This window comes from Enterobacter sp. PP-008-ECC_S150 (assembly GCF_045257065.1).
Taxonomy (GTDB): Bacteria; Pseudomonadota; Gammaproteobacteria; order Enterobacterales; family Enterobacteriaceae; genus Enterobacter; species Enterobacter chengduensis.
This window is the reverse complement of the sequence record NZ_JBJHHG010000019.1, coordinates 44,331-64,466: the sequence shown is the minus strand read 5'-3', so window position 1 is coordinate 64,466 and position 20,136 is coordinate 44,331. Positions and strand designations below refer to the sequence as shown.

The 20,136-nt window shown below is 53.4% G+C and carries 18 protein-coding genes and 4 pseudogenes; 8 read left to right on the top strand and 14 right to left on the bottom strand.

Annotated elements, in window-relative coordinates; translation table 11 throughout:
* The first annotated feature begins 58 nt into the window (after positions 1–58).
* A complete protein-coding gene (glpX, locus tag ACJBF3_RS19470; protein WP_045329523.1) occupies positions 59–1,069 on the top strand; it encodes a class II fructose-bisphosphatase in 1,011 nt (336 codons plus the stop codon).
* Positions 1,070–1,164: 95 nt separating this feature from the next.
* Positions 1,165–1,911, top strand: a complete 747-nt coding sequence (gene fpr, locus ACJBF3_RS19465) for a ferredoxin--NADP(+) reductase (RefSeq protein WP_045329521.1) — start codon at positions 1,165–1,167, stop codon at positions 1,909–1,911.
* On the opposite strand, the gene ACJBF3_RS19460 is transcribed toward fpr, so the two are convergent.
* On the bottom strand, positions 1,912–2,331 hold the full coding sequence (locus ACJBF3_RS19460) for a DUF805 domain-containing protein (protein ID WP_045329520.1): 420 nt from the start codon (positions 2,329–2,331) through the stop codon (positions 1,912–1,914).
* Between the two features lie 112 nt (positions 2,332–2,443).
* Between ACJBF3_RS19460 and ACJBF3_RS19455 the strand changes: the two genes are divergently transcribed.
* Together ACJBF3_RS19455 and tpiA are read left to right on the top strand one after the other, a co-directional pair.
* The gene (locus tag ACJBF3_RS19455) at positions 2,444–3,040 is read left to right on the top strand and encodes a DUF1454 family protein (RefSeq protein ID WP_045329518.1); all 597 of its coding nucleotides are present in this window, start codon (positions 2,444–2,446) and stop codon (positions 3,038–3,040) included.
* A 111-nt stretch (positions 3,041–3,151) separates the two neighbouring features.
* Positions 3,152–3,919, top strand: coding sequence for a triose-phosphate isomerase (tpiA, locus tag ACJBF3_RS19450; protein WP_406545241.1), 768 nt, complete (start codon positions 3,152–3,154; stop codon positions 3,917–3,919).
* Between the two features lie 88 nt (positions 3,920–4,007).
* On the opposite strand, the gene ACJBF3_RS19445 is transcribed toward tpiA, so the two are convergent.
* The 7 genes and pseudogenes from ACJBF3_RS19445 to ACJBF3_RS19415 form a co-directional block, all read right to left on the bottom strand.
* Positions 4,008–5,312, bottom strand: coding sequence for an SLC13 family permease (locus tag ACJBF3_RS19445; protein WP_045329516.1), 1,305 nt, complete (start codon positions 5,310–5,312; stop codon positions 4,008–4,010).
* 73 nt (positions 5,313–5,385) lie between these two features.
* On the bottom strand, positions 5,386–6,129 hold the full coding sequence (locus tag ACJBF3_RS19440; RefSeq protein WP_045329514.1) for a CDP-diacylglycerol diphosphatase: 744 nt from the start codon (positions 6,127–6,129) through the stop codon (positions 5,386–5,388).
* Between the two features lie 107 nt (positions 6,130–6,236).
* The gene (locus ACJBF3_RS19435; protein ID WP_045329513.1) at positions 6,237–7,226 is read right to left on the bottom strand and encodes a sulfate ABC transporter substrate-binding protein; all 990 of its coding nucleotides are present in this window, start codon (positions 7,224–7,226) and stop codon (positions 6,237–6,239) included.
* A 208-nt stretch (positions 7,227–7,434) separates the two neighbouring features.
* On the bottom strand, positions 7,435–8,397 hold the full coding sequence (gene pfkA, locus ACJBF3_RS19430; protein WP_045329512.1) for a 6-phosphofructokinase: 963 nt from the start codon (positions 8,395–8,397) through the stop codon (positions 7,435–7,437).
* A gap of 174 nt (positions 8,398–8,571) precedes the next feature.
* Positions 8,572–9,465, bottom strand: a complete 894-nt coding sequence (gene fieF, locus ACJBF3_RS19425) for a CDF family cation-efflux transporter FieF (protein WP_045329511.1) — start codon at positions 9,463–9,465, stop codon at positions 8,572–8,574.
* 236 nt (positions 9,466–9,701) lie between these two features.
* Positions 9,702–9,950: pseudogene (locus tag ACJBF3_RS19420) on the bottom strand (ogr/Delta-like zinc finger family protein).
* A 38-nt stretch (positions 9,951–9,988) separates the two neighbouring features.
* A pseudogene (locus ACJBF3_RS19415) lies at positions 9,989–10,474 on the bottom strand (phage late control D family protein); the annotation flags it as partial.
* On the opposite strand from ACJBF3_RS19415, the pseudogene ACJBF3_RS19410 reads away from it, so the two are divergent.
* A pseudogene (locus ACJBF3_RS19410) lies at positions 10,474–10,731 on the top strand (phage portal protein); the annotation flags it as partial. The pseudogenes ACJBF3_RS19415 and ACJBF3_RS19410 sit on opposite strands and share 1 nt — an antisense overlap.
* 367 nt (positions 10,732–11,098) lie before the next feature.
* Here ACJBF3_RS19410 and ACJBF3_RS19405 read toward each other — a convergent pair.
* Together ACJBF3_RS19405 and ACJBF3_RS19400 are read right to left on the bottom strand one after the other, a co-directional pair.
* The gene (locus ACJBF3_RS19405; protein ID WP_047716325.1) at positions 11,099–13,324 is read right to left on the bottom strand and encodes a S8 family peptidase; all 2,226 of its coding nucleotides are present in this window, start codon (positions 13,322–13,324) and stop codon (positions 11,099–11,101) included.
* Between the two features lie 13 nt (positions 13,325–13,337).
* On the bottom strand, positions 13,338–14,471 hold the full coding sequence (locus tag ACJBF3_RS19400; protein ID WP_047716327.1) for an AAA family ATPase: 1,134 nt from the start codon (positions 14,469–14,471) through the stop codon (positions 13,338–13,340).
* Positions 14,472–14,712: 241 nt separating this feature from the next.
* Here ACJBF3_RS19400 and ACJBF3_RS19395 point away from each other — a divergent pair.
* Positions 14,713–15,261: pseudogene (locus tag ACJBF3_RS19395) on the top strand (tyrosine-type recombinase/integrase); the annotation flags it as partial.
* 180 nt (positions 15,262–15,441) lie between these two features.
* Here the strand turns inward: ACJBF3_RS19395 and cpxP are convergent.
* A complete protein-coding gene (gene cpxP, locus ACJBF3_RS19390; RefSeq protein ID WP_045329510.1) occupies positions 15,442–15,948 on the bottom strand; it encodes a cell-envelope stress modulator CpxP in 507 nt (168 codons plus the stop codon).
* Between the two features lie 150 nt (positions 15,949–16,098).
* Between cpxP and cpxR the strand changes: the two genes are divergently transcribed.
* A complete protein-coding gene (cpxR, locus tag ACJBF3_RS19385; protein WP_006179159.1) occupies positions 16,099–16,797 on the top strand; it encodes an envelope stress response regulator transcription factor CpxR in 699 nt (232 codons plus the stop codon).
* Positions 16,794–18,167 (top strand): envelope stress sensor histidine kinase CpxA, encoded by a 1,374-nt coding sequence (cpxA, locus tag ACJBF3_RS19380; RefSeq protein ID WP_045329509.1) that lies wholly within the window; start codon positions 16,794–16,796, stop codon positions 18,165–18,167. The genes cpxR and cpxA overlap by 4 nt, the downstream gene beginning before the upstream one ends.
* Before the next feature lie 116 nt (positions 18,168–18,283).
* Here cpxA and yiiM read toward each other — a convergent pair whose 3' ends face one another.
* From yiiM to ACJBF3_RS19365, 3 genes are all read right to left on the bottom strand, one after another.
* Positions 18,284–18,958 carry a 6-hydroxyaminopurine reductase gene (gene yiiM / locus ACJBF3_RS19375; protein ID WP_045329508.1) on the bottom strand — a complete coding sequence of 225 codons (675 nt, stop codon included), beginning with the start codon at positions 18,956–18,958 and terminating at the stop codon, positions 18,284–18,286.
* Between the two features lie 71 nt (positions 18,959–19,029).
* Positions 19,030–19,650: a superoxide dismutase [Mn] gene (gene sodA, locus ACJBF3_RS19370; RefSeq protein ID WP_004203668.1), complete on the bottom strand. Its 621-nt coding sequence runs from the start codon at positions 19,648–19,650 to the stop codon at positions 19,030–19,032.
* A 162-nt stretch (positions 19,651–19,812) separates the two neighbouring features.
* Positions 19,813–20,106, bottom strand: a complete 294-nt coding sequence (locus ACJBF3_RS19365; protein WP_308464014.1) for an MFS transporter — start codon at positions 20,104–20,106, stop codon at positions 19,813–19,815.
* Positions 20,107–20,136: the final 30 nt, after the last annotated feature.

Genomic DNA, 20,136 nt, shown 5'->3' with positions numbered 1-20,136 from the left:
CACCTTACCCACTCTGTGATAAACTTCGTGCAATTCCTTTTGATTGCACGAGTACCTCATGAAACGTGAACTTGCTATCGAGTTTTCCCGCGTCACCGAAGCGGCCGCCCTCGCAGGCTATAAATGGCTGGGTCGCGGTGACAAAAATACCGCAGACGGCGCGGCCGTCCATGCCATGCGCATTGTGCTTAACCAGGTCAACATCGACGGCACCATCGTGATCGGCGAAGGCGAGATCGACGAAGCGCCGATGCTCTATATCGGTGAAAAAGTCGGTACCGGCAAAGGCGATGCGGTGGATATCGCCGTGGACCCGATTGAAGGCACGCGCATGACGGCGATGGGTCAGGCCAACGCCCTGGCGGTGCTGGCCGTCGGCGACAAAGGCTGCTTCCTTAACGCGCCGGACATGTACATGGAAAAACTGATTGTCGGTCCCGGCGCGAAGGGCGCTATCGACCTCAGCCTGCCGCTGGAAGAGAACCTGCACAACGTCGCCAAAGCCCTGGGCAAACCACTTAGCGAACTCACCGTAACCATTCTGGCAAAACCGCGCCACGACGCCACCATCGCGCAGATGCAAAAGCTCGGCGTGCGGGTGTTTGCTATTCCGGATGGCGACGTTGCCGCCTCGATCCTGACCTGCATGCCGGACAGCGAAGTGGACGTGCTTTACGGCATCGGCGGCGCGCCGGAAGGTGTGGTCTCTGCGGCGGTGATCCGCGCGCTGGACGGCGATATGCAGGCGCGTCTGCTGCCCCGCCATGAGGTGAAAGGCGACAGCGAAGAGAACCGCCGTATTGGGGAAAACGAGCTGGCACGCTGCGAAGCGATGGGCATCGAGGCCAATAAGGTTCTCGCGCTGAACGAAATGGCCCGCAGCGACAACGTGGTCTTCTCGGCGACCGGCATCACCAAAGGCGATCTGCTGGACGGCATCACCCGCAAGGGCAATATGGCGACCACCGAAACGCTGCTGATCCGCGGCAAGTCGCGCACCATTCGCCGCATTCAGTCCATCCACTATCTCGACCGCAAAGATCCGGACGTGCAGGCGCACATTCTGTAAACCGTTTGATCGATAGAGCTTTCCGGCCCTGACGGGCTGGAAATTATCTCCACAAGAACAGAAGATAGAACAGAGAAACAGCACAGGAGAAGATCATGGCGGACTGGGTAACAGGTAAAGTCACAAAGATAGAGTTCTGGACCGATGCGCTATTTAGTCTCACCCTGCATGCTCCCGTCCATCCGTTTAAGGCCGGGCAGTTTGCGAAGCTGGGGCTGGATGTCGACGGCGAACGCGTGCAGCGCGCCTACTCTTACGTTAACGCGCCGGATAACCCTGATCTCGAGTTCTATCTCGTTACCGTCCCGGACGGTAAGCTCAGCCCGCGCCTCGCCGCCCTTAAGCCCGGCGACGATGTGCAAATTGTCAGCGAAGCGGCGGGTTTCTTTGTGCTCGAAGAGGTCCCAGACTGCGACACGCTCTGGATGCTGGCGACCGGCACGGCCATTGGTCCGTACCTCTCCATTTTGCAATATGGCAAAGACCTTGAGCGCTTTAAAAACATCGTGCTGGTTCACGCCGCGCGCTACGCCGCAGACCTCAGCTACCTGCCGCAGATGCAGGCGCTGGAACAGCGTTATGGCGGAAAGTTAAAGATTCAGACGGTGGTGAGCCGCGAAACCGTTGCAGGTACGCTAACCGGTCGCGTGCCGGCGTTAATTGAGAGCGGCGCGCTGGAAGAGGCGGTAGGCTTGCCGATGACGGCTGAAACCTGCCACGTCATGCTGTGCGGTAACCCGCAGATGGTTCGGGACACGCAGCAGCTTCTGAAGGACACCCGGCAGATGACGAAGCACCTTCGTCGCCGACCGGGCCATATGACCGCCGAACACTACTGGTGATCAGCGGTATTTCACCTCAAGGGTGTCTTTACCGTATTTGTTTTCGCTCTGGGTGCCGATAAACGCGCCCAGATCGACAATCATCATGACGAAGATGACCGACGGCAGCAGCCTGCCCACGACCCACGGCAGGATGGACGGCAGCATCGCCCAGTTTCCCGCCACCAGCATCCACGCCAGAATAATCAGAAATGCCCACGCGCCGGAACGGCCGCGATCGTGCAGCCTTTTCACGACGACAGCCGCCGTTGGCCACAGTAAACAGACCAGCGCAAACGCCGCCGTCTGCGTGCTCAGCCAGGCATTGTACGCCACAAAAAACAGAAGCAGCATGGCGACAACCCACGTCACTATCCAGATCCAGAAATCACGGCGTCCAATACGCCCTTTGAACGAAAACAGCCACTGCTGTATGGTCATGTAAGGTTCCTTATTATCGTATAGCCCGCATTTTACCCTGGAGTTGTGACCTTTTGACAAGCCGCCCAGATATCGTTTTAATCATGAGCACTTACGGCCAGGGGCAATGTTGATGAAAAGTTCGGCACGTTCTCTCTTCCTGTGTTTAGCGCTGCTCGGCGTCGGTTATCCCCTGCACGCCGCCGAAACCGCTGCCCCGACCACCGCACCGTATCTGCTGGCGGGCGCGCCGTCGTTCGACCAGTCCATCAGCCAGTTTCGTGAAGCCTTTAATCAGGCTAACCCCACCCTGCCGCTGGATGAGTTTCGCGCCATTGACGGCTCCCGCGACACGCCGACGCTGACCCGCGCGGCAAGCAAGATTAACGAAAATTTATACGCGTCCACGGCGCTGGAGCGTGGAACGTTAAAAATCAAGAGTATGCAAATCACCTGGCTGCCGATTCAGGGGCCAGAGCAGAAAGCCGCAAAAGCGAAGGCGCTGGAATACATGAGCGCGGTTTTGCAGGCGTTTACGCCCGCGCTGACGAAAAAGCAAAGCCAGCAAAAGCTGCAAAAGCTGCTGACCGCCGGTAAAAACAAGCGGTACTACGCCACGACAGAAGGCGCAATCCGCTATGTGGTGGCGGACAACGGCGAAAAAGGACTGACCTTCGCTGTTGAACCGATTAAGCTGGCACTCTCTGACACCCTCGGCGGGGCGAATTAATGACGAAAAGCAAAGCCTTTCGAGGGAAAATCTCTATACTGATTCACAGACCATGCTGCCCGACAGGGTGGCCATATTCCTTAATTCGCTTATTGAGCGTGGAGAATTGAAATGCGACATCCTTTAGTGATGGGTAACTGGAAACTGAACGGCAGCCGCCACATGGTAAACGAACTGGTTGCGAACCTGCGTAAAGAGCTGGCTGGCGTGACGGGCTGCGCGGTTGCTATCGCTCCGCCGGATATGTATCTGGATCTGGCTAAACGTGCTGCTGACGGTAGCCACATCATTCTGGGCGCGCAGAACGTTGACGTTAACCTGTCTGGCGCGTTCACCGGTGAAACCTCCGCTGAAATGCTGAAAGATATCGGCGCGAAATACATCATCATCGGCCACTCCGAGCGTCGCACCTACCACAAAGAATCCGACGAGTTCATCGCGAAGAAATTTGCCGTGCTGAAAGAGCAGGGTCTGATCCCGGTTCTGTGCATCGGTGAAACCGAAGCGGAAAACGAAGCGGGCAAAACTGAAGAAGTGTGCGCACGTCAGATCGACGCGGTGCTGAAAACCCAGGGCGCGGCAGCGTTCGAAGGCGCGGTTATCGCATACGAGCCAGTCTGGGCGATCGGTACCGGCAAATCTGCAACTCCTGCGCAGGCTCAGGCAGTTCACAAATTCATCCGTGACCACATTGCGAAAGCCGACGCGAAAGTCGCTGAGCAAGTGATCATCCAGTACGGCGGTTCCGTTAACGCTTCCAACGCTGCGGAGCTGTCCACCCAGCCAGACATCGATGGCGCGCTGGTTGGCGGTGCATCCCTGAAAGCGGACGCTTTCGCGGTGATCGTTAAAGCGGCAGAAGCGGCTAAACAGGCGTAATTGCCCTTATGCTTTGTGGCGGGTGGCGCTTCGCTAACCCGCCCTGCGGTTCTGTAGGCCCGGTAAGCGCCAGCGCTTCCGGGCTTTTTTACAACCGTCCCAGCACGCTAAACCACAGATAATCCAGCGGCAGCAGCACCAGATAGGTTGCAATCGCCAGCGCCAGACAGAGCACCATCCCCGCCTTTGCAGGCACCTTTCCTAAGCCCATAGCCACCACAATCGGCGATGCCTGATACGGCAGCAGCGGCGTGGAATAGCCCAGCACCTGAATCATGATCACCGACAGCAGCGGGAAGCCGGTCGCATCCGAAAAACTCTGCGCCAGGGTGGTGTACAGCGCCGGAACGCCGTTGGCGGTCATAATGAAGTTAAGCGCGGTGGTAATGCCGGTCAGCGCCAGGAAACTGGTGAAGGGTCTCTCTGCATCCAGCGGCATAATGCGCAGCAGCGCCTCGCCCACCGCCGTTCCGATGCCGGTTTGCGTCACGACGATCGCTAGCCCAAGAATGCCTGCCACATAGATACAGGTACGCATATTTACCCCGGCGGAAAACTCTTCCCCGGTGATAAAACCGATACGCGGCAGCATAACGATGACCGACGCCGCCAGCCCCGTCCACGCGGGCCCCACGCCGTGCCAGCTCTCCGTCACCCACATGCCCAGCACCACCGCCAGCAGCCAGGCGAGGCGCTTCTCGTCCCGCCCCATGGGCTCAGATGGCGCCTGTTCCTTTGGCGGCTTCGGGCTGCCGGGAAATAGCCAGCAGATGAGGCCAATCAGGATCAGGCCTTTCAGAATGCCCAATACCGGCGTATGCAGCAGCAGATACGGGACATAGTTGAGGTGGATGCCGTACGAGCCTTCCGCCGCGCCGCTCATCACCAGGTTAGGGACGTTAGCGGGCAGAATCGTCGCCGAAAGCTGGAAGGTCCCGAACCCCACAGCCAGCGCCAGGCCAAACCAGGCGCGGGAGCCGTCGGCGATGCCGGCGCGTTTCGCCATCGCCGCGACAATCGGCATCAGCAGCGCAATACGTCCCATGTTCGACGGCATCACAAACGCCAGCGCGTAGCTCAGCAGCACCACGCTCGCTACCATTAATACCCAGGAGTCGGTCAGCTTTGCCGACAGCGCCCGGGCGGCCCTGTCTGCCAGGCCGGTTTTGCGGATCGCCACGCCGAGCACAAACCCGCTGAAGACCAGCCAGAAGGCCGAAGAGGCAAAACCGCCAAAAATCATCTCCGGCGGGGCGATTCTGGCTGTCATCGCCGCCGTAAAGAACAGCAGCGCGGTGATGAATTCCGGTAATAGCGACGTCGCCCACAGCACGATGGTGACGCCAACAATCAGGGAGGGCAGCAGTAGAGGATGCGTTAACCAGAGCGACATACCTGTCTCCTGTAGAATTTTTCAGCAAGTCTACGGTGACAGGCATGACGAGTAAACGCTATTTATGGTGGGGTCAGTTCAGGATAGCGCATTGATGATCCTGCAGTTCCTCAGCCGACGCGCGGTTAAGGGTGAGCAGGTTACGCTCGGTCGCCAGCAATACAAACGAACCATCCGACTGCTGCGCCATCGCTAGCGCGAAGCGCCCCATATGGTCGCGCGCTTCCGGCAGCTCTTCTGCCAGCATCATAAACGGGCTGCGCTGAACCAGTTCATTCTCCGTCACCCGACGGGCAAGATACTCATGCCCTTCCAGCCCTCCGGGAAGAGGCAGCCACTGGGTGCTGATTTCTCCCTGCGCCGCGTTGAGCTTCTCGCGCACGTCCGGACGCAGACAGGAAATATGAATATGAAAATGGTTCTGCGTGCGCCCTGTCGGCGAGTTAATCGTCAGCGAAATGGCGCTGTCAGGCACCTCGGATCCCCGCTTCAGGGTCATAAAGCTGCGCGACTGCCAGGCCAGCCAGAAAAAGTTCGGCGTGTGCGCTTCGGTCAGCAGCGGGCTCTCGGTGCCGTTGATGCGGTATGTTGGCATCAGCAGGTATTGCAGCGGGCCGTTGCGATCCTTAAAAACCACATACCCTGCATCCGTTTTCACCTGCGCACACGGCGCCGGGTTACGATTCTGGATCTGGTTCGGCACGCACTGGTCGAGAACGATATGACGCAACGCATTCGGATTATCCGCCTTCATCCAGTACACGCCGCCCGCGGCAAGGGCGATGACAATAAGGATCAATACGATAATTTTTTTCACAACGCGTTCCCTGTTTTCAATAGAGGCAAAAGAGTAACGCAAAATGATGACCAAATAAAAAACCCGGCGGATTTCTCACGCCGGGTCATCGTGTCGCAGGCTAAGGATTAGCGCTGGCTAATCTGGTCGAAGGTGCCGCCATTAGAGAAGTGCTCTTTCTGCGCTTTCGTCCAGCCGCCGAACACATCATCAATGGTGAAAAGCTTCAGTTTCGGGAATTCCCCTTCGTATTTCTTCGCGACAGCCGCATCGCGTGGACGATAGAAGTTTTTCGCCGCAATTTCCTGGCCTTCTGGCGAGTAGAGATACTTCAGGTAAGCATCCGCTACCGCTTTGGTGTCTTTCTTCTCTACCACTTTGTCGACCACGGAGACGGTCGGCTCTGCGAGGATGGATTCGCTTGGGGTCACGATCTCGAATTTGTCTTTACCCAGCTCGTGGGTCGCCAGCAGGGCTTCGTTTTCCCAGGCGATCAGCACGTCACCAATGCCGCGCTCGACGAAGGTGTTGGTTGCACCGCGCGCGCCGGAGTCCAGTACCTCAACGTTCTTATACAGCGCTTTCACGAATTCCTGTGCTTTGGCCTGGTCACCGTTGTTGTGGTGCAGCGCATAGCCCCACGCGCCCAGGTAGTTCCAGCGAGCGCCGCCGGAGCTTTTCGGGTTAGGGGTAATCACAGACACGCCCGGTTTGACCAGGTCGTTCCAGTCTTTAATCTGTTTCGGGTTCCCTTTACGCACCAGGAAGACGATAGTTGAGGTGTATGGCGCGGAGTTATCCGGCAGGCGTTTGATCCAGTTTTTATCGATGCGGCCACGCTCGGCGATGGCGTCGACATCGTAGGCCAGCGCCAGGGTCACCACGTCGGCTTCAATACCGTTGATGACGGAGGTCGCCTGCTTACCGGAGCCGCCGTGAGACTGGCGAACCACCACGTTATCGCCGGTTTCCTGCTTCCAGTGCGCCGCAAACGCCTTGTTGTATTGCTCGTACAGTTCACGCGTCGGGTCGTATGACACGTTCAGTAACTGGATATCCTTAGCCAGAACGCTGGTCGATGCCAGCAATAATGTAAAACCCACGCCCCATTTATTCATCGCCCAGCTCTCTTATGTAGTGTTTTGATGAATGCAGCGTGCCAGAAACAGAATCGATGATTAAAGAATAAAAAAAGATTGGCTATAACGTAGTGGAATAAAAAGCGTGCGCGCATTAAAAAGCCGGGTGGCGGCTACGCCTTACCCGGCCTACGAATCGTGCTTTTGTAGGCCCGGTAAGCGCAGCGCCACCGGGCAACACAGCCGATCAGTACAGTTTTTTCGCGCAGTCCAGCCAGTCACCCTTGAACGGACGCTTCATGTTTTCAATCGCGTCGATGATGTCATGGTGAACCAGTTTTTCGTTCTGAATACCGACGCAGCGGCCGCCGTGGCCCTGCAGCAGCAGATCGATAGCGTACGCGCCCATGCGGGACGCCAGGATACGGTCGTAAGGACCAGGGGAACCGCCGCGCTGGATGTGACCCAGTACGGTCGCGCGGGTTTCGCGTTTGGTTTCGGCTTCAATGTACTTCGCCAGCTCGTCAACGTCACAGATGTGCTCGGTAATCGCCACGATCGCGTGTTTTTTACCTTTCGCGATGCCCGCTTTGATTTCGGCCACCAGATCTTCACGGCTAAATTCAACTTCTGGTACCACGATAAATTCGCAACCGCCCGCAATCGCTGCCGCCAGCGTCAGGTCACCGCAGTAACGGCCCATCACTTCAACGATAGATATACGCTGGTGAGAAGACGAGGTGTCACGCAGGCGGTCAATGGCTTCAACAACGGTTCCCAGTGCAGTAAAGAAGCCGATGGTGTAGTCAGTGCCTTTAATGTCGTTGTCGATAGTGCCCGGCAGACCGATGCACGGGAAGCCCATTTCGGTCAGACGTTTTGCACCCATGTACGAGCCGTCACCGCCGATTACCACCAGGGCGTCCAGACCGCGTTTCTTCATGTTCTCGATAGCCACTTCACGGATGCGTTCGTCACGGAATTCCGGGAAGCGTGCAGACCCAAGGAAGGTACCGCCACGGTTAATCATGTCAGACACGCTGTAACGGTCGAGCTGAACCATACGGTCTTCATACAGACCCAGGTAACCATCATAGATACCAAAAACTTCCAGACCTTCCGTCAGCGCTGCGCGGACAACACCGCGAATTGCCGCGTTCATGCCCGGCGCATCACCGCCGCTTGTCAACACACCGATTTTCTTAATCATGACTACCTCTGAACTTAGGAATGCAAAATTGAAATCTGTTGCCGGAAGAAACTTATCGACCAACGAATACTGCAAATAGTATATCAATCCCTTCTGGCTGAATTGATTCAGGTCAGGCCAAATGGCGGTAATTTATACACAAAATGCTGGCCTGGCTCACTTTTTTACAACCAATTACGAAAGTCCAACCTGTCCGGGTACAACCGAGCAGGGATCCTGGTGAATGATGACGTCAGAACCAGGAAAACGCTGCAAAATCGCCTGCTCGACCTGCTCAGCAATCACGTGAGCCTGTACCAGTGGCAGGTTGTCTTCCATTTCAATGTGAATCTGAATAAAGCGGGTCGGCCCTGACTGCCGCGTTCGAAGATCGTGCGCACCGCTGACGCCGGGCCAGGCGGTCACAATAGAAAAAATTTCATTACGTTCTGAGTCCGGGAGGGCGCGGTCAAGCAGTGATTGCACCGCTTCATACCCCATCCGCAGGGCGCTATATAAAATATAGATACCAATCCCTAACGCAAACAACGCATCGGCGCGATGCCAGCCATACCAGGCCAGACCGAGCGCAATAAGAATAGCCCCATTCATCATAACATCAGATTGATAATGAAGCATATCCGCCCGTACGGCCTGGCTTTGCGTTTTGCGAACCACCCAGCGCTGGAACGTTACCAGAACAAGTGTGCAAATAAGTGCCACCACCGTCACAACTACGCCGACGCCGGGATCGTTCATCGGGGTCGGCGAAACGAGGTGCTGAATACCGGTGAGAAACAGGAAAAGCGCAGAACCAGAAATGAACATACTTTGCGCCAGCGCGGCCAGCGACTCCGCTTTACCGTGCCCAAACGTGTGCTCTTCATCCGCTGGCTGCAGCGAGTAACGCACGACCAGCAGATTGGTCAACGAGGCGGCAATATCCACCAGCGAGTCCACCAGCGCCGCCAGAATACTCACCGATCCGGTATACCACCATGCGAAAACCTTGATGACCAGCAAACACGACGCCATCACCGTCGCGGCCATTGCGGCCCGGCTTACCAGTCTTCCATAGGATTGATTCATAAACGCTCCTGTCATGTCATGCCGCTATTATAACGGAAGCATGGGGAGTCGAAGGATGAATAAACGGTTAACAAATCAGAATGGCAGGCAAAAAAAACCCCCACATCATGTGGGGGAAGACAGGGATGGTGATTAATTTATCCCTGTAAGTAATAGAAACATAAGGATTTTTTTTCTACCGATGTCCACACATCGTCCACACATCGAAAAAAAGCCCCGCTTAAGCGGGGCCTTCTTCACAGGGTCAGACTAAGCTGCTCGCGTCCATAATGGGAAACAGGGAATGCCCCCGCCGGTATGAATCCGGGTTCTAACTGATCCCTTCTTTCGCGACGGGTGACAATCTTTTCAACGCTGTTGAGTGTGGTGAATGACAGGCCGCATTCCATGTTCTGGCACTGGTGATACTACCTGATCGTAACTTCACTGAGTGGCTTACTGGTACGAGTGCGGGCCGTAGCGCCGCAATGTGGACATTTGAACATAATGATGACTCCCCACGGGAGTTGAACTCACATTCATTCTATTCAGTTTCAGCAATCCAGTCAGATATTTTTGCTTCCAAGTTAAGCTGTGTAGTGAACCCGTTGCTGTCTACATCATGCTGTACCTTGCTGATTATCCAGTCCTGGGCGTCAATATCAGCTTTGAAGCCGGTTACTGTTGCGTGCATTTCTGGGTACAAATCTGCGCGCCCCCGCGCCAGGGTGATCGAGAACTCAGCCGCGCCACGTTGCAATTGTTGCCACTTCGCAGCCGCTGCACGCCGGGCTGCATCCTCATTCTGGAACGTCTTACGCATGATGAACACATTACCATCAGCGCCTTCAATATAATCCCCTTCACGGCTGCTGCTCTTGTCGGCCTTCTTCGTTGATGCCCTGCGCTTTACGCTGACCTTTTTCTTTTTGCCAAAATTTAAATCCAGCCAGTACGCCCTGACACCGGTATAAGCATCACGATCTGCAATTCTGAATCTGTGCCTGTCACCGCTGCTACGCGTGATCGCTATCCGCAAAGGATGAGTTTCTGAATATCAAATCAGTAACCCGCGATGACATTCTGGCAGCGCACCGCGTACCACCTCAACTGATGGGAGCCATGCCTGATGGAAATGGTTCATTTGGTGACGTAGAGAAGGCCGCCCGCGTGTTTGCCATCAATGAACTGATGCCCGCAATGGAAGCGCTGAAGCATGTAAACGACTGGCTAGGTGAGGAGGTGATCCGCTTTAAACCTTATGCCCTGCTTGAAACCAGTAAGTAACCCGGAAGCCGCCACCCGGCGGCGTCCATGCTCAATATAATCACAAAGCGCACCAGCGCCATTCTAAGCGCCTCACCCTGTATTAATACCTGAATCAGCACACCGCAATCAAAACGCGTCAGCGGGCCAAAATGCCGCTGATTTCGCGTTATTTGGGGCTACCCCCTACCTCCCCCGTCGCGCGGGCTTTCCCCCCGTCACCTGCGCGCGACAAACACGCGTCTTTTTGTGCACTTGCAGATCCACCGTCAGCCAGAATAGATCCTTGGGAGATCCACAAATAAAAGGGCTGATTTTTTTGTGCAATTTTGCGCACTATTGTGCATATAAAAAACCCCTCGCATGAGGGGTTCGTTGTAATGAATATTTATGAACGAATTGGAATGGAGGTTTGAGGTTGAATTGGGACCAGTACCTGATTGTAAGCACGTAAAATTTCGTTATACAGGTCTTGGTGCTTCGCTGCCTTCACGGTGATGATAAGAGCGTACTTTATCTTTTCCGCCTTGTGACTCGCTATGCTAGCCCCTGCTTCACGAGCGTTATAGTGAATATCAAACACAGGATTTTTTAAAGTTGATCCCAGCATGTTCTTTGAACTGTGCAGCACAGTTTCCCATTTACCCATATCAGAGCGCCGCTCACTTTCAGTTGAGTATTTGGCTAGCTCAAAAAACCCTTTAGTTTCAGCATTCTGTTTACCATCTTTAACTCTTGAATCATTTGGGCGGAATGTAACCTCAAGACCAGCCTTTGTGTAGGAAGCCGAATCTTGCGGATCTGTTGTTGTGGCATAACAGAAAGTTGCCGTTAAGTTTATTTTACCTTTCAAGCCACCTTCAGGAATGGGAAGAGAAGCGCGTAAGTATTTTCCTGGCTTCAATTCACCTTGATAGACAATACGAGCAACACCATCAGGGCTGACAATGATGTCGTTTAAGTCCTCAGGTAGTTTCCCCCAACCCACTTCAGCGCAAGCGTGATCAAGCGGTTTTGAAGCATGAATCAATAAAGCTTTTATCGCCAGTTGACTCAAATCACTTCCTAAAATCGCCCTAACACCAACGGCCGCACGCAAAGCGTAAGGAGAAGCAAAACTTGTTCCCCGTTGCGGTGTGATGACAGGTTTTTTACCTTTTCCCAATACATGAAAGTACTCGTCGATATCGCCACCAAACGCAACTAAATCAGGCTTCATCACGCCAGGACTTCTACCCGGCCCAATAGCACTATATGGTGCTCGTTTCCATTCAGTTTCATTAACACTATCGCAAGCCCCAACAGCCAAGGCATTCACGCAATCAGATGGTACTTGAATCCTTGCATTACCTGACTCACGATCCATTTCGCCATTGTTCCCAACAGCAACAGTCATTAGTGTTTCGCCATCACTTAATAAATCATCTATTACAGAGGTCCAAGCGTGAACTTCCGTATCTTCAATTGGTAGATCCGGTCCTAAACTTAAGTTGATAAATTGATACTGACGAGACAACAATACTTCTTCAATGAAGCCCAACGTTCGATATAACTCCAGAGGATCTTCTTGGCAGGTCTTATTATCCAGTACCCTTAAGTTATCAATATAAGAGTATGGCCTTTGCACCTCTGACTTGTTACTAATTGGCCCAAATAAAAAAGCCGAAGATACGGCTAAACCATGCTCTAAACCATCAGGATCATCTTCTGCATGATCGTCCAAAACCCTATAGGATTTTAACCACGGAGATATAGCATGCTCTGATGGTAAACCACCATCAAGAATAGCGACTTTTATTTCTGAAGATACTGGACCTTCAGTAGGCAATTTACACTGGGCCAATGGCCCAGAAGCCCTTTGTATAGGCCTAATACCACGTAACTTTGGTACAGGTCTAATTACGCGTACAAATGTAAATTTTGCGAGCTTATCAATAGCAATTCGATCTGCCTGAATTGGCACGAACCACAACGTACCTGCGGTAAAAGCTAAAGAGGTATGTACTTTGATGTTCAGAGTTGACGCGAATCGAACAAATTGTTGCTGGATCAAATCTTGTCCATCCTCAGCCAACAGATGTACGCCAACCTCAAAATACGACGTATCCATATCACCTGCGGTAACAATACGCTCTTCAGGCAAATAAGCTTCAAACTTTTCTATACGCGCAAAATCAATCGCTTCATCAGTTAACTCTTTAAGCCCAGACACCCAATGAGGTAACTCTTCGAATGATTCTCTTTTACCCGCAATAAACATCTGTGTTGTTGTAACCTCAGAAACAGCAACTTTGCGTTTCCAGCTTTGCGGCGTAACTCTAACCGTCCTGCTCCCAATTGACGTTAATCCGGTCGATTTCAACATCTTCGCAGGGAAAAAGGATCGCGCAATATAGCTTGGATTGATAGTTACCTTTGCTACTGCATAATCGTCAGGACATGCCCGACTAGGTAACTTAGCAAAACTTTCTATCGTAGATGCAATTTGCGGTAACAGGCGCTGTTTCGATTCATAAAGAGAGTACACCTCAGCTTTTCCTGGGGCTCTTTTTGGACCGGGAATATCATTGGTTAATAACTCGCCGCGTCCAATCAGAAAATTAGTTTTCGCCATACATACTCCTTATCTATGCTGCGTTAGTCTTTTTAGAACTATATTTTCTAATTGTATCCCTGCTGACCCCAGTTAAGTCTGATATGGCATGTTGGGATAGTTTAGAATGTCTGTTAAGGTTAACAGCTATTTCAATACGTTCATTCCTTTCTAAATCTGATAGACCATCTTTAATGAAAGATTCAATCAACTCCTCATCTGAAGATATGCCTAAAGCAACTGAGCGGCGGAATTTATTAATAGAACGCTCAATATTACTGAATGATTCATCTTTGAACATGATGACAAGCAAATCTATCCAACGAGCAAAAATGGCATAGTCGGGGCCTAAAAAACGCTTAATAGCCTCTTTAATGCTTTCACTATTTGGTTTCTCAAAATTCAGAACCAAATCAAAACGTCTCCATAATGCCGGATCAATCAACTCAGCAAAGTTAGTTGCAGCAAGCAACAGACTTGAAGAAGGCCATTCATCAACCTCTTGAAGTATCACAGTAACAAGCCTCTTTAATTCTCCTACATCAGAATCATCGCTTCTTTTTTTGGCTATTGAGTCAATTTCATCTAACAGAAGAACACACGGCCCTCTCTTTGCGAAATCAAGAGCCGCACGAAGGTTATTTCCGCTTTTCCCAAGATAACTACTCATTACAGCAGTTAAATCCAGAACATAGAAAGGAACACCTAATTTCTGTGCTAACCAACTTGCCGTAAGCGTTTTACCCACACCTGGTGGGCCAACAAAAATTGCGGAACGTGTTGGTTGTAAGCCAAGGGTCTTAAGACGGTCTATGTGCTTACGTTCAAGAATAATCTGATCCAGTGAGTCTTCTATCTGACTAGAAAGCAATGGCTTACTGGTAATCTTTTCATTTGGTGCTTTCAGTAAAGTTAACCTTGAATCCTCGTCCACAGGCATAACCTGAGACTGAGTCGGTTTTGGCATCGTAGCCTTTCGCAGACCTTGGGCAGGCTTCTGCGGTTTGTTCCGTAAATAAAGATCAAGCTGCTCAGATAGAGCAGGCATAGTTTCCCGATATTTGCGCACCAAGCGAGCGACATACAACCGAACATCATCATACTGTTCAGCTATTACCAGTCTAACTAGCTGGGCTAAATCTGACTGAACACCACTTAAGTCGCCCATCTTAATCGTAACCTCTTAATTTTAAACAAATTATAAAAACAAACAATTGGACTACTTATAGTATTGCACTTTTTCACCGAACAGGAAAGCGGAATACTATATGAAATTACAGTATGCCCCATGAATCACACTTCCCTCGCAGCCTGGCGCCAGCGGCTAATCAATGCCTCTACCTTGTGCCGTGCCAGCGTCTTGCGCCTGTGCATAACGTGGTTTTTACTGCAATATGGGGAAACGTCGCGGCGCACATCCTGTTCACGGATTGCCGCCATTGGCTGAAGCTAATCCCGAAATGACGTTTCTGGAGAAGGCAGAAATAGCGAAGCTTTTGGATAGCGTAGAAGGCGATGATCTACTGGTTGCGCTGCTTGGGGTAAGCACCGGCGGAAGGTGGACGGAGATAGCAACTCTTAAGCCCTCTCAGATCGTTAACTGTCGCGTCACGTTCCTGAAAACAAAAAACGGGAAAAAGAGAACTGTTCCAATCTCGGCAGAATTGGAAAAGCTGATCAAGGAGAAAGCCAGCGGGAAGCTGTTCAAAGTCGATTATGAGAAGTTTTGCAAGATACTGCGGATGGTTAAACCAGACATCCCGCCGAACCAGGCAACGCACATCCTGCGACACACCTTCGCCAGTCACTTCATGATGAACGGGGGAAACATAATCGCACTACAGCAAATCCTTGGACATGCGAGCATTCAGCAAACGATGGTCTACGCTCACTTATCGCCTGACTATTTGCAAAATGCTGTCGCTTTAAATCCGCTTGCCGGTGGCGTGTCTGTGTAATTGATAATGTCCCGGAGTGTCCACATTGCGTCCACACTCCGGGGTATTTGAAATGGCTCAGGCTGGCTCCAGCTTTTTGTAAGTAGCTGTTTTCACTTGAGGCTGTAAGTTATTGATAAAAAAAACCCCCACATCGTGTGGGGGAAGACAGGGATGGTGTCTATGGCAAGGAAAACAGGGTTACTGGTTACTACGGGTACTGCTATTGCTACTGAAAAACGTCGCTTCTGAGCTTCGCTGCATCCGTGCAACCTCACGCAGCTGGTCCATGCGCTGCTGATGTCTGGTGTTCAAAACCGCTTGCTGCTCCGGCGTTAGCAGGTGGAACATCTGGTTGCGGACCTTCGCCATCTCGACCTGGCGGGCAACCTGCTCCTGTGCCATTTTTTCGGCCTGAGCGCGTACAGCGCTTTCGTCAAAATTTTCTGCGGTGACAAGGCGATGCATTGTCTCCATTTCGCTAACATTAACAGGGGGCTGGTCGTGTCGTGCCCTCTGCATCAGATCTCGCATCTGTTGACGCTGATGTTCGGTTAAACTTATGCCGTCAAACATATGGCTTTGGCTACTGAGCTGCGTTGCGCCCTCTGGTGAGGGACCGTTATCGCCGTTGATAGCTACAGCAGCCTGGCTAAACGCACTGAACGCCAGCGTTGAGGCCATGACGGCAGCGGTAACTTTGCGCATCACTTGCTCCCAAAATCTTTCGTGTCGCGATTCAACGAGAGACAGTCTACGATTCAGGCTGCAAACATGCGTCAGGGGGTGTAAAACAACGTAAAGTCATGGATTAGACAGCCTTGATGTCGTAATTTCTGCCTCGGAGGTATTTAAACAATGAATAAAATCCTGTTAGTTGATGATGACCGAGAGCTCACATCCCTTTTGAAGGAGTTGCTCGACATGGAAGGTTTCAACGTCCTGGTTGCCCACGATGGTGAGCAGGCGCTGAGTCTCCTTGACGACAGCATCGATTTACTTTTGCTCGACGTGATGATGCCGAAGAAAAACGGCATTGATACGTTGAAAGAGCTTCGCCAGACACACCAGACGCCCGTTATCATGCTGACCGCCCGCGGCAGCGAACTCGACCGCGTACTCGGCCTTGAGCTGGGCGCGGATGACTATTTACCGAAGCCGTTTAACGACCGTGAACTGGTGGCCCGTATTCGCGCCATCCTGCGTCGTTCCCACTGGAGCGAGCAGCAGCAAAATACCGACAACAGCTCACCTACCCTTGAAGTCGACTCCCTGAGCCTGAACCCGGGCCGTCAGGAAGCGAGCTTTGATGGCCAGACGCTGGAACTGACCGGCACGGAGTTCACCCTGCTGTATCTCCTGGCACAGCATCTGGGCCAGGTGGTATCGCGTGAACATTTGAGCCAGGAAGTGCTGGGCAAGCGCCTCACCCCGTTTGACCGCGCCATCGACATGCACATCTCTAACCTGCGCCGTAAGCTGCCGGAGCGTAAAGACGGTCACCCATGGTTTAAAACCCTGCGTGGTCGCGGCTATCTGATGGTTTCCGCTTCATGATAGGAAGCTTAACCGCCCGCATCTTCGCCATCTTCTGGCTGACGCTGGCACTGGTTTTAATGCTCGTACTGATGTTGCCAAAACTCGACTCACGCCAGATGACGGAGCTTCTCGACAGTGAGCAACGTCAGGGCGTGATGATCGAGCAGCACGTGGAAGCCGAGCTGGCAAACGATCCGCCAAACGATTTGATGTGGTGGCGCAGGCTGTTTCGCGCTATCGACAAGTGGGCGCCGCCCGGACAACGCCTGCTGCTGGTGACCAGCGAAGGCCGCGTCATTGGGGCCGATCGCAATGAAATGCAGATTATCCGTAACTTCATTGGCCAGGCGGATAACGCCGATCATCCCCAGAAGAAGAAATATGGCCGCGTTGAGATGGTGGGGCCTTTCTCCGTCCGAGACGGCGAGGATAACTATCAGCTCTACCTGATACGTCCGGCGAGCAGTTCCCAGTCCGATTTTATCAACCTGCTGTTTGACCGCCCTCTCCTGCTGCTGATTGTCACCATGCTGGTCAGCTCGCCGCTGCTGTTATGGCTGGCGTGGAGCCTGGCAAAACCGGCCCGTAAGCTGAAAAATGCTGCCGATGAGGTGGCGCAGGGTAACCTGCGACAGCACCCTGAACTGGAAGCCGGACCGCAGGAGTTTCTTGCCGCCGGGACCAGTTTCAACCAGATGGTCAGCGCTCTCGATCGCATGATGACCGCACAGCAGCGTCTGCTGTCGGATATCTCGCACGAGCTGCGTACCCCGCTTACGCGCTTGCAGCTCGGCACCGCCCTGCTCCGCCGCCGCAGCGGTGAGAGCAAAGAGCTGGAGCGCATTGAAACGGAAGCTCACCGGCTGGACAGCATGATCAACGACCTGCTGGTCATGTCGCGTAATCAGCAGAAAAACGCGCTGGTCAGCGAAACGGTGAAAGCCAATCACCTGTGGCATGAAGTGCTGGACAACGCGGCGTTCGAAGCGGAACAGATGGGTAAATCCTTTACCGTCAACTTCCCACCGGGCCCGTGGCCGCTGTACGGTAACCCTAACGCGCTGGAAAGCGCGCTGGAGAACATCGTGCGTAACGCCCTGCGCTACTCGCACACGAAGATTGAGGTGGCGTTCTCGGTGGATAAAGACGGGATCACCGTCATCGTCGATGACGACGGCCCTGGCGTCAGCCCGGAAGACCGCGAGCAGATTTTCCGTCCGTTCTACCGCACCGACGAGGCGCGCGACCGGGAATCTGGCGGCACGGGGCTGGGTCTGGCGATTGTTGAAACCGCCATGCAGCAGCACCGCGGCTGGGTGAAAGCCGACGACAGCCCGCTGGGCGGTTTGCGGTTAACGCTGTGGCTGCCGCTGTATAAGCGTTCATAACGCACCAGTGATTGTAGGCCCGGTAAGCGCAGCGCCACCGGGCAAATTCACGCTCAGATGCCAATAAAAAAGCCGGGTGGCGGCTTCGCCTTACCCGGCCTACTCTCCACGGAAGACTATTTTCCCCACAATCTCCGCGAATTATCCTCGATCTTGCCGCTTAAACGCCGCTTCTGCATCGTTCTGGTCCAGCTTGTCGAGAGCCCGGCCGCCGACAGCAGGCGGTGATACTGCTCGTCATCAAACGGCATATGCCAGGCGATGGCGCAGGCGTCATACACAGATACCTCGCTCAGGCGTGACGCCAGCTCGAGCGGCGCGTCCGCTGAAACCTGCCCTGCCTGTACCACGCGATACAGCCAGCCGGTTTTACCCGCGCTTTGCATCTGGGCCGACATGTCGTGAATGCCGAAATGGAAGTTGAGCTTGAAGCACGGCGAGCGCGGCTGCGTCACCTGAATCAGGGCATCGCCCCAGCGGTAGATATCACCGATAAAAACGTTCTTTTCGGTGAGCCCTTCAGTGGAGAGATTCTCGCCAAACGCGGGGGCTACGAAGAGATCCGCCTGCTCAGGGAACTCCGCTTTCCAGTGCTGATAGTGCTCGCGCGGATAGTGGCACAGCGCGCGCTCCGGCCCGCCGTGGATTTTCTTTTCGGCCTGCTCGTCGCCCGCCAGCCCAAGCTCGGTTAACGTCAGCTCGCCGTCGACCTGAATTTTGGCGATGGCGCTCGGGCGGCTGCCGTCGTACTCCCTGACCTTGCCTGTAAATACATTCACCGGGTAATGCATCGCTGCCTCCATTATGCAGATACAAAAAAAGCGAGTCATCAGACTCGCTTCTCACAGGCGTCAATGCAACCTTATTTTTTAGCGGCGAAACGCGCTGCTGCTTCGTCCCAGTTCACCACGTCCCAGAAGGCTTTGATGTAGTCCGGGCGACGGTTCTGGAATTTCAGGTAGTAAGCGTGTTCCCACACGTCCAGACCCAGGATTGGGAAACCGGATGCGCCAGAAATCGCTTCACCCATCAGTGGGGAGTCCTGGTTAGCGGTAGACACCACCGCCAGCTTGTCACCTTTCAGAACCAGCCACGCCCAGCCGGAGCCGAAACGGGTGGCAGCGGCTTTTTCGAATTCCGCTTTGAAGTTGTCAACGGAACCGAAATCGCGCTCGATAGCCGCTTTCAGGTCGCCCTGCAGGGTGGTACCGGTTTTCAGGCCTTTCCAGAACAGGCTGTGGTTAGCGTGACCGCCCGCGTTGTTGCGCAGAACGGTTTTTTTGTCCGCAGGAAGCTGGTCCAGCTTGGTGATCAGCTCTTCAGCAGACAGGTTAGCGAACTCAGGCAGGCTTTCCAGCGCGGCGTTCGCGTTGTTCACGTAGGTCTGGTGGTGTTTAGTGTGATGGATTTCCATCGTCTGCTTGTCGAAATGCGGTTCCAGTGCGTCGTAGGCATACGGCAGGGATGGCAGTGTATAACTCATAATCCTCTCCATTATTGTCGGGCGGCACAGCTGTTAATGCCGCGTAAGCAGTTGGTTCATTATAGTTAATTAAATGATATTGAAAATGATTATCAATGCCGTAGTTTTTATAAGGTTATTCATTTTCTGACCAATGCTAAAATGGTGAACAGGTTCAGGACGTTAATGGACTTCTACCGCCTTATTGCCTGCCGCCATCTCACGCCTGCTGCTCAGCGTAAACGCCGACACCGCCGTAATTGCCAGTACGAAACAGCCCAGCATCAGGTACGTCTCCTGGAAGCCGATCCGGTCATACATATTCCCGGCAAAGGCAGAAAGGAAAATCGCCGCCGACTGTTTCGCGAACTGGAAGCCAATCAAATAGATCGTCGCCGACAGACGGGTATCAAACACCCCGGTGATGTACTTAAAGGCGCCCACCAGCAGGAACGGGACCTCCAGCGCGTGCAGCATCTTCAGGGCAATGACCTCCACGGCGGTAGT

Bases quoted from the DNA above. Each gene is read 5' to 3' on its own strand.
- ACJBF3_RS19455 (WP_045329518.1), top strand. From the start codon at position 2,444: ATGAAAAGTTCGGCACGTTCTCTCTTCCTGTGTTTAGCGCTGCTCGGC.
- ACJBF3_RS19460 (WP_045329520.1), bottom strand. From the start codon at position 2,331: ATGACCATACAGCAGTGGCTGTTTTCGTTCAAAGGGCGTATTGGACGC.
- ACJBF3_RS19405 (WP_047716325.1), bottom strand. From the start codon at position 13,324: ATGGCGAAAACTAATTTTCTGATTGGACGCGGCGAGTTATTAACCAAT.
- cpxP (WP_045329510.1), bottom strand. From the start codon at position 15,948: ATGCGCAAAGTTACCGCTGCCGTCATGGCCTCAACGCTGGCGTTCAGT.
- fieF (WP_045329511.1), bottom strand. From the start codon at position 9,465: ATGAATCAATCCTATGGAAGACTGGTAAGCCGGGCCGCAATGGCCGCG.
- yiiM (WP_045329508.1), bottom strand. From the start codon at position 18,958: ATGCATTACCCGGTGAATGTATTTACAGGCAAGGTCAGGGAGTACGAC.
- ACJBF3_RS19435 (WP_045329513.1), bottom strand. From the start codon at position 7,226: ATGAATAAATGGGGCGTGGGTTTTACATTATTGCTGGCATCGACCAGC.
- ACJBF3_RS19400 (WP_047716327.1), bottom strand. From the start codon at position 14,471: ATGGGCGACTTAAGTGGTGTTCAGTCAGATTTAGCCCAGCTAGTTAGA.
- pfkA (WP_045329512.1), bottom strand. From the start codon at position 8,397: ATGATTAAGAAAATCGGTGTGTTGACAAGCGGCGGTGATGCGCCGGGC.
- glpX (WP_045329523.1), top strand. From the start codon at position 59: ATGAAACGTGAACTTGCTATCGAGTTTTCCCGCGTCACCGAAGCGGCC.
- tpiA (WP_406545241.1), top strand. From the start codon at position 3,152: ATGCGACATCCTTTAGTGATGGGTAACTGGAAACTGAACGGCAGCCGC.
- cpxA (WP_045329509.1), top strand. From the start codon at position 16,794: ATGATAGGAAGCTTAACCGCCCGCATCTTCGCCATCTTCTGGCTGACG.
- fpr (WP_045329521.1), top strand. From the start codon at position 1,165: ATGGCGGACTGGGTAACAGGTAAAGTCACAAAGATAGAGTTCTGGACC.
- ACJBF3_RS19445 (WP_045329516.1), bottom strand. From the start codon at position 5,312: ATGTCGCTCTGGTTAACGCATCCTCTACTGCTGCCCTCCCTGATTGTT.
- ACJBF3_RS19365 (WP_308464014.1), bottom strand. From the start codon at position 20,106: ATGCTGCACGCGCTGGAGGTCCCGTTCCTGCTGGTGGGCGCCTTTAAG.
- cpxR (WP_006179159.1), top strand. From the start codon at position 16,099: ATGAATAAAATCCTGTTAGTTGATGATGACCGAGAGCTCACATCCCTT.
- sodA (WP_004203668.1), bottom strand. From the start codon at position 19,650: ATGAGTTATACACTGCCATCCCTGCCGTATGCCTACGACGCACTGGAA.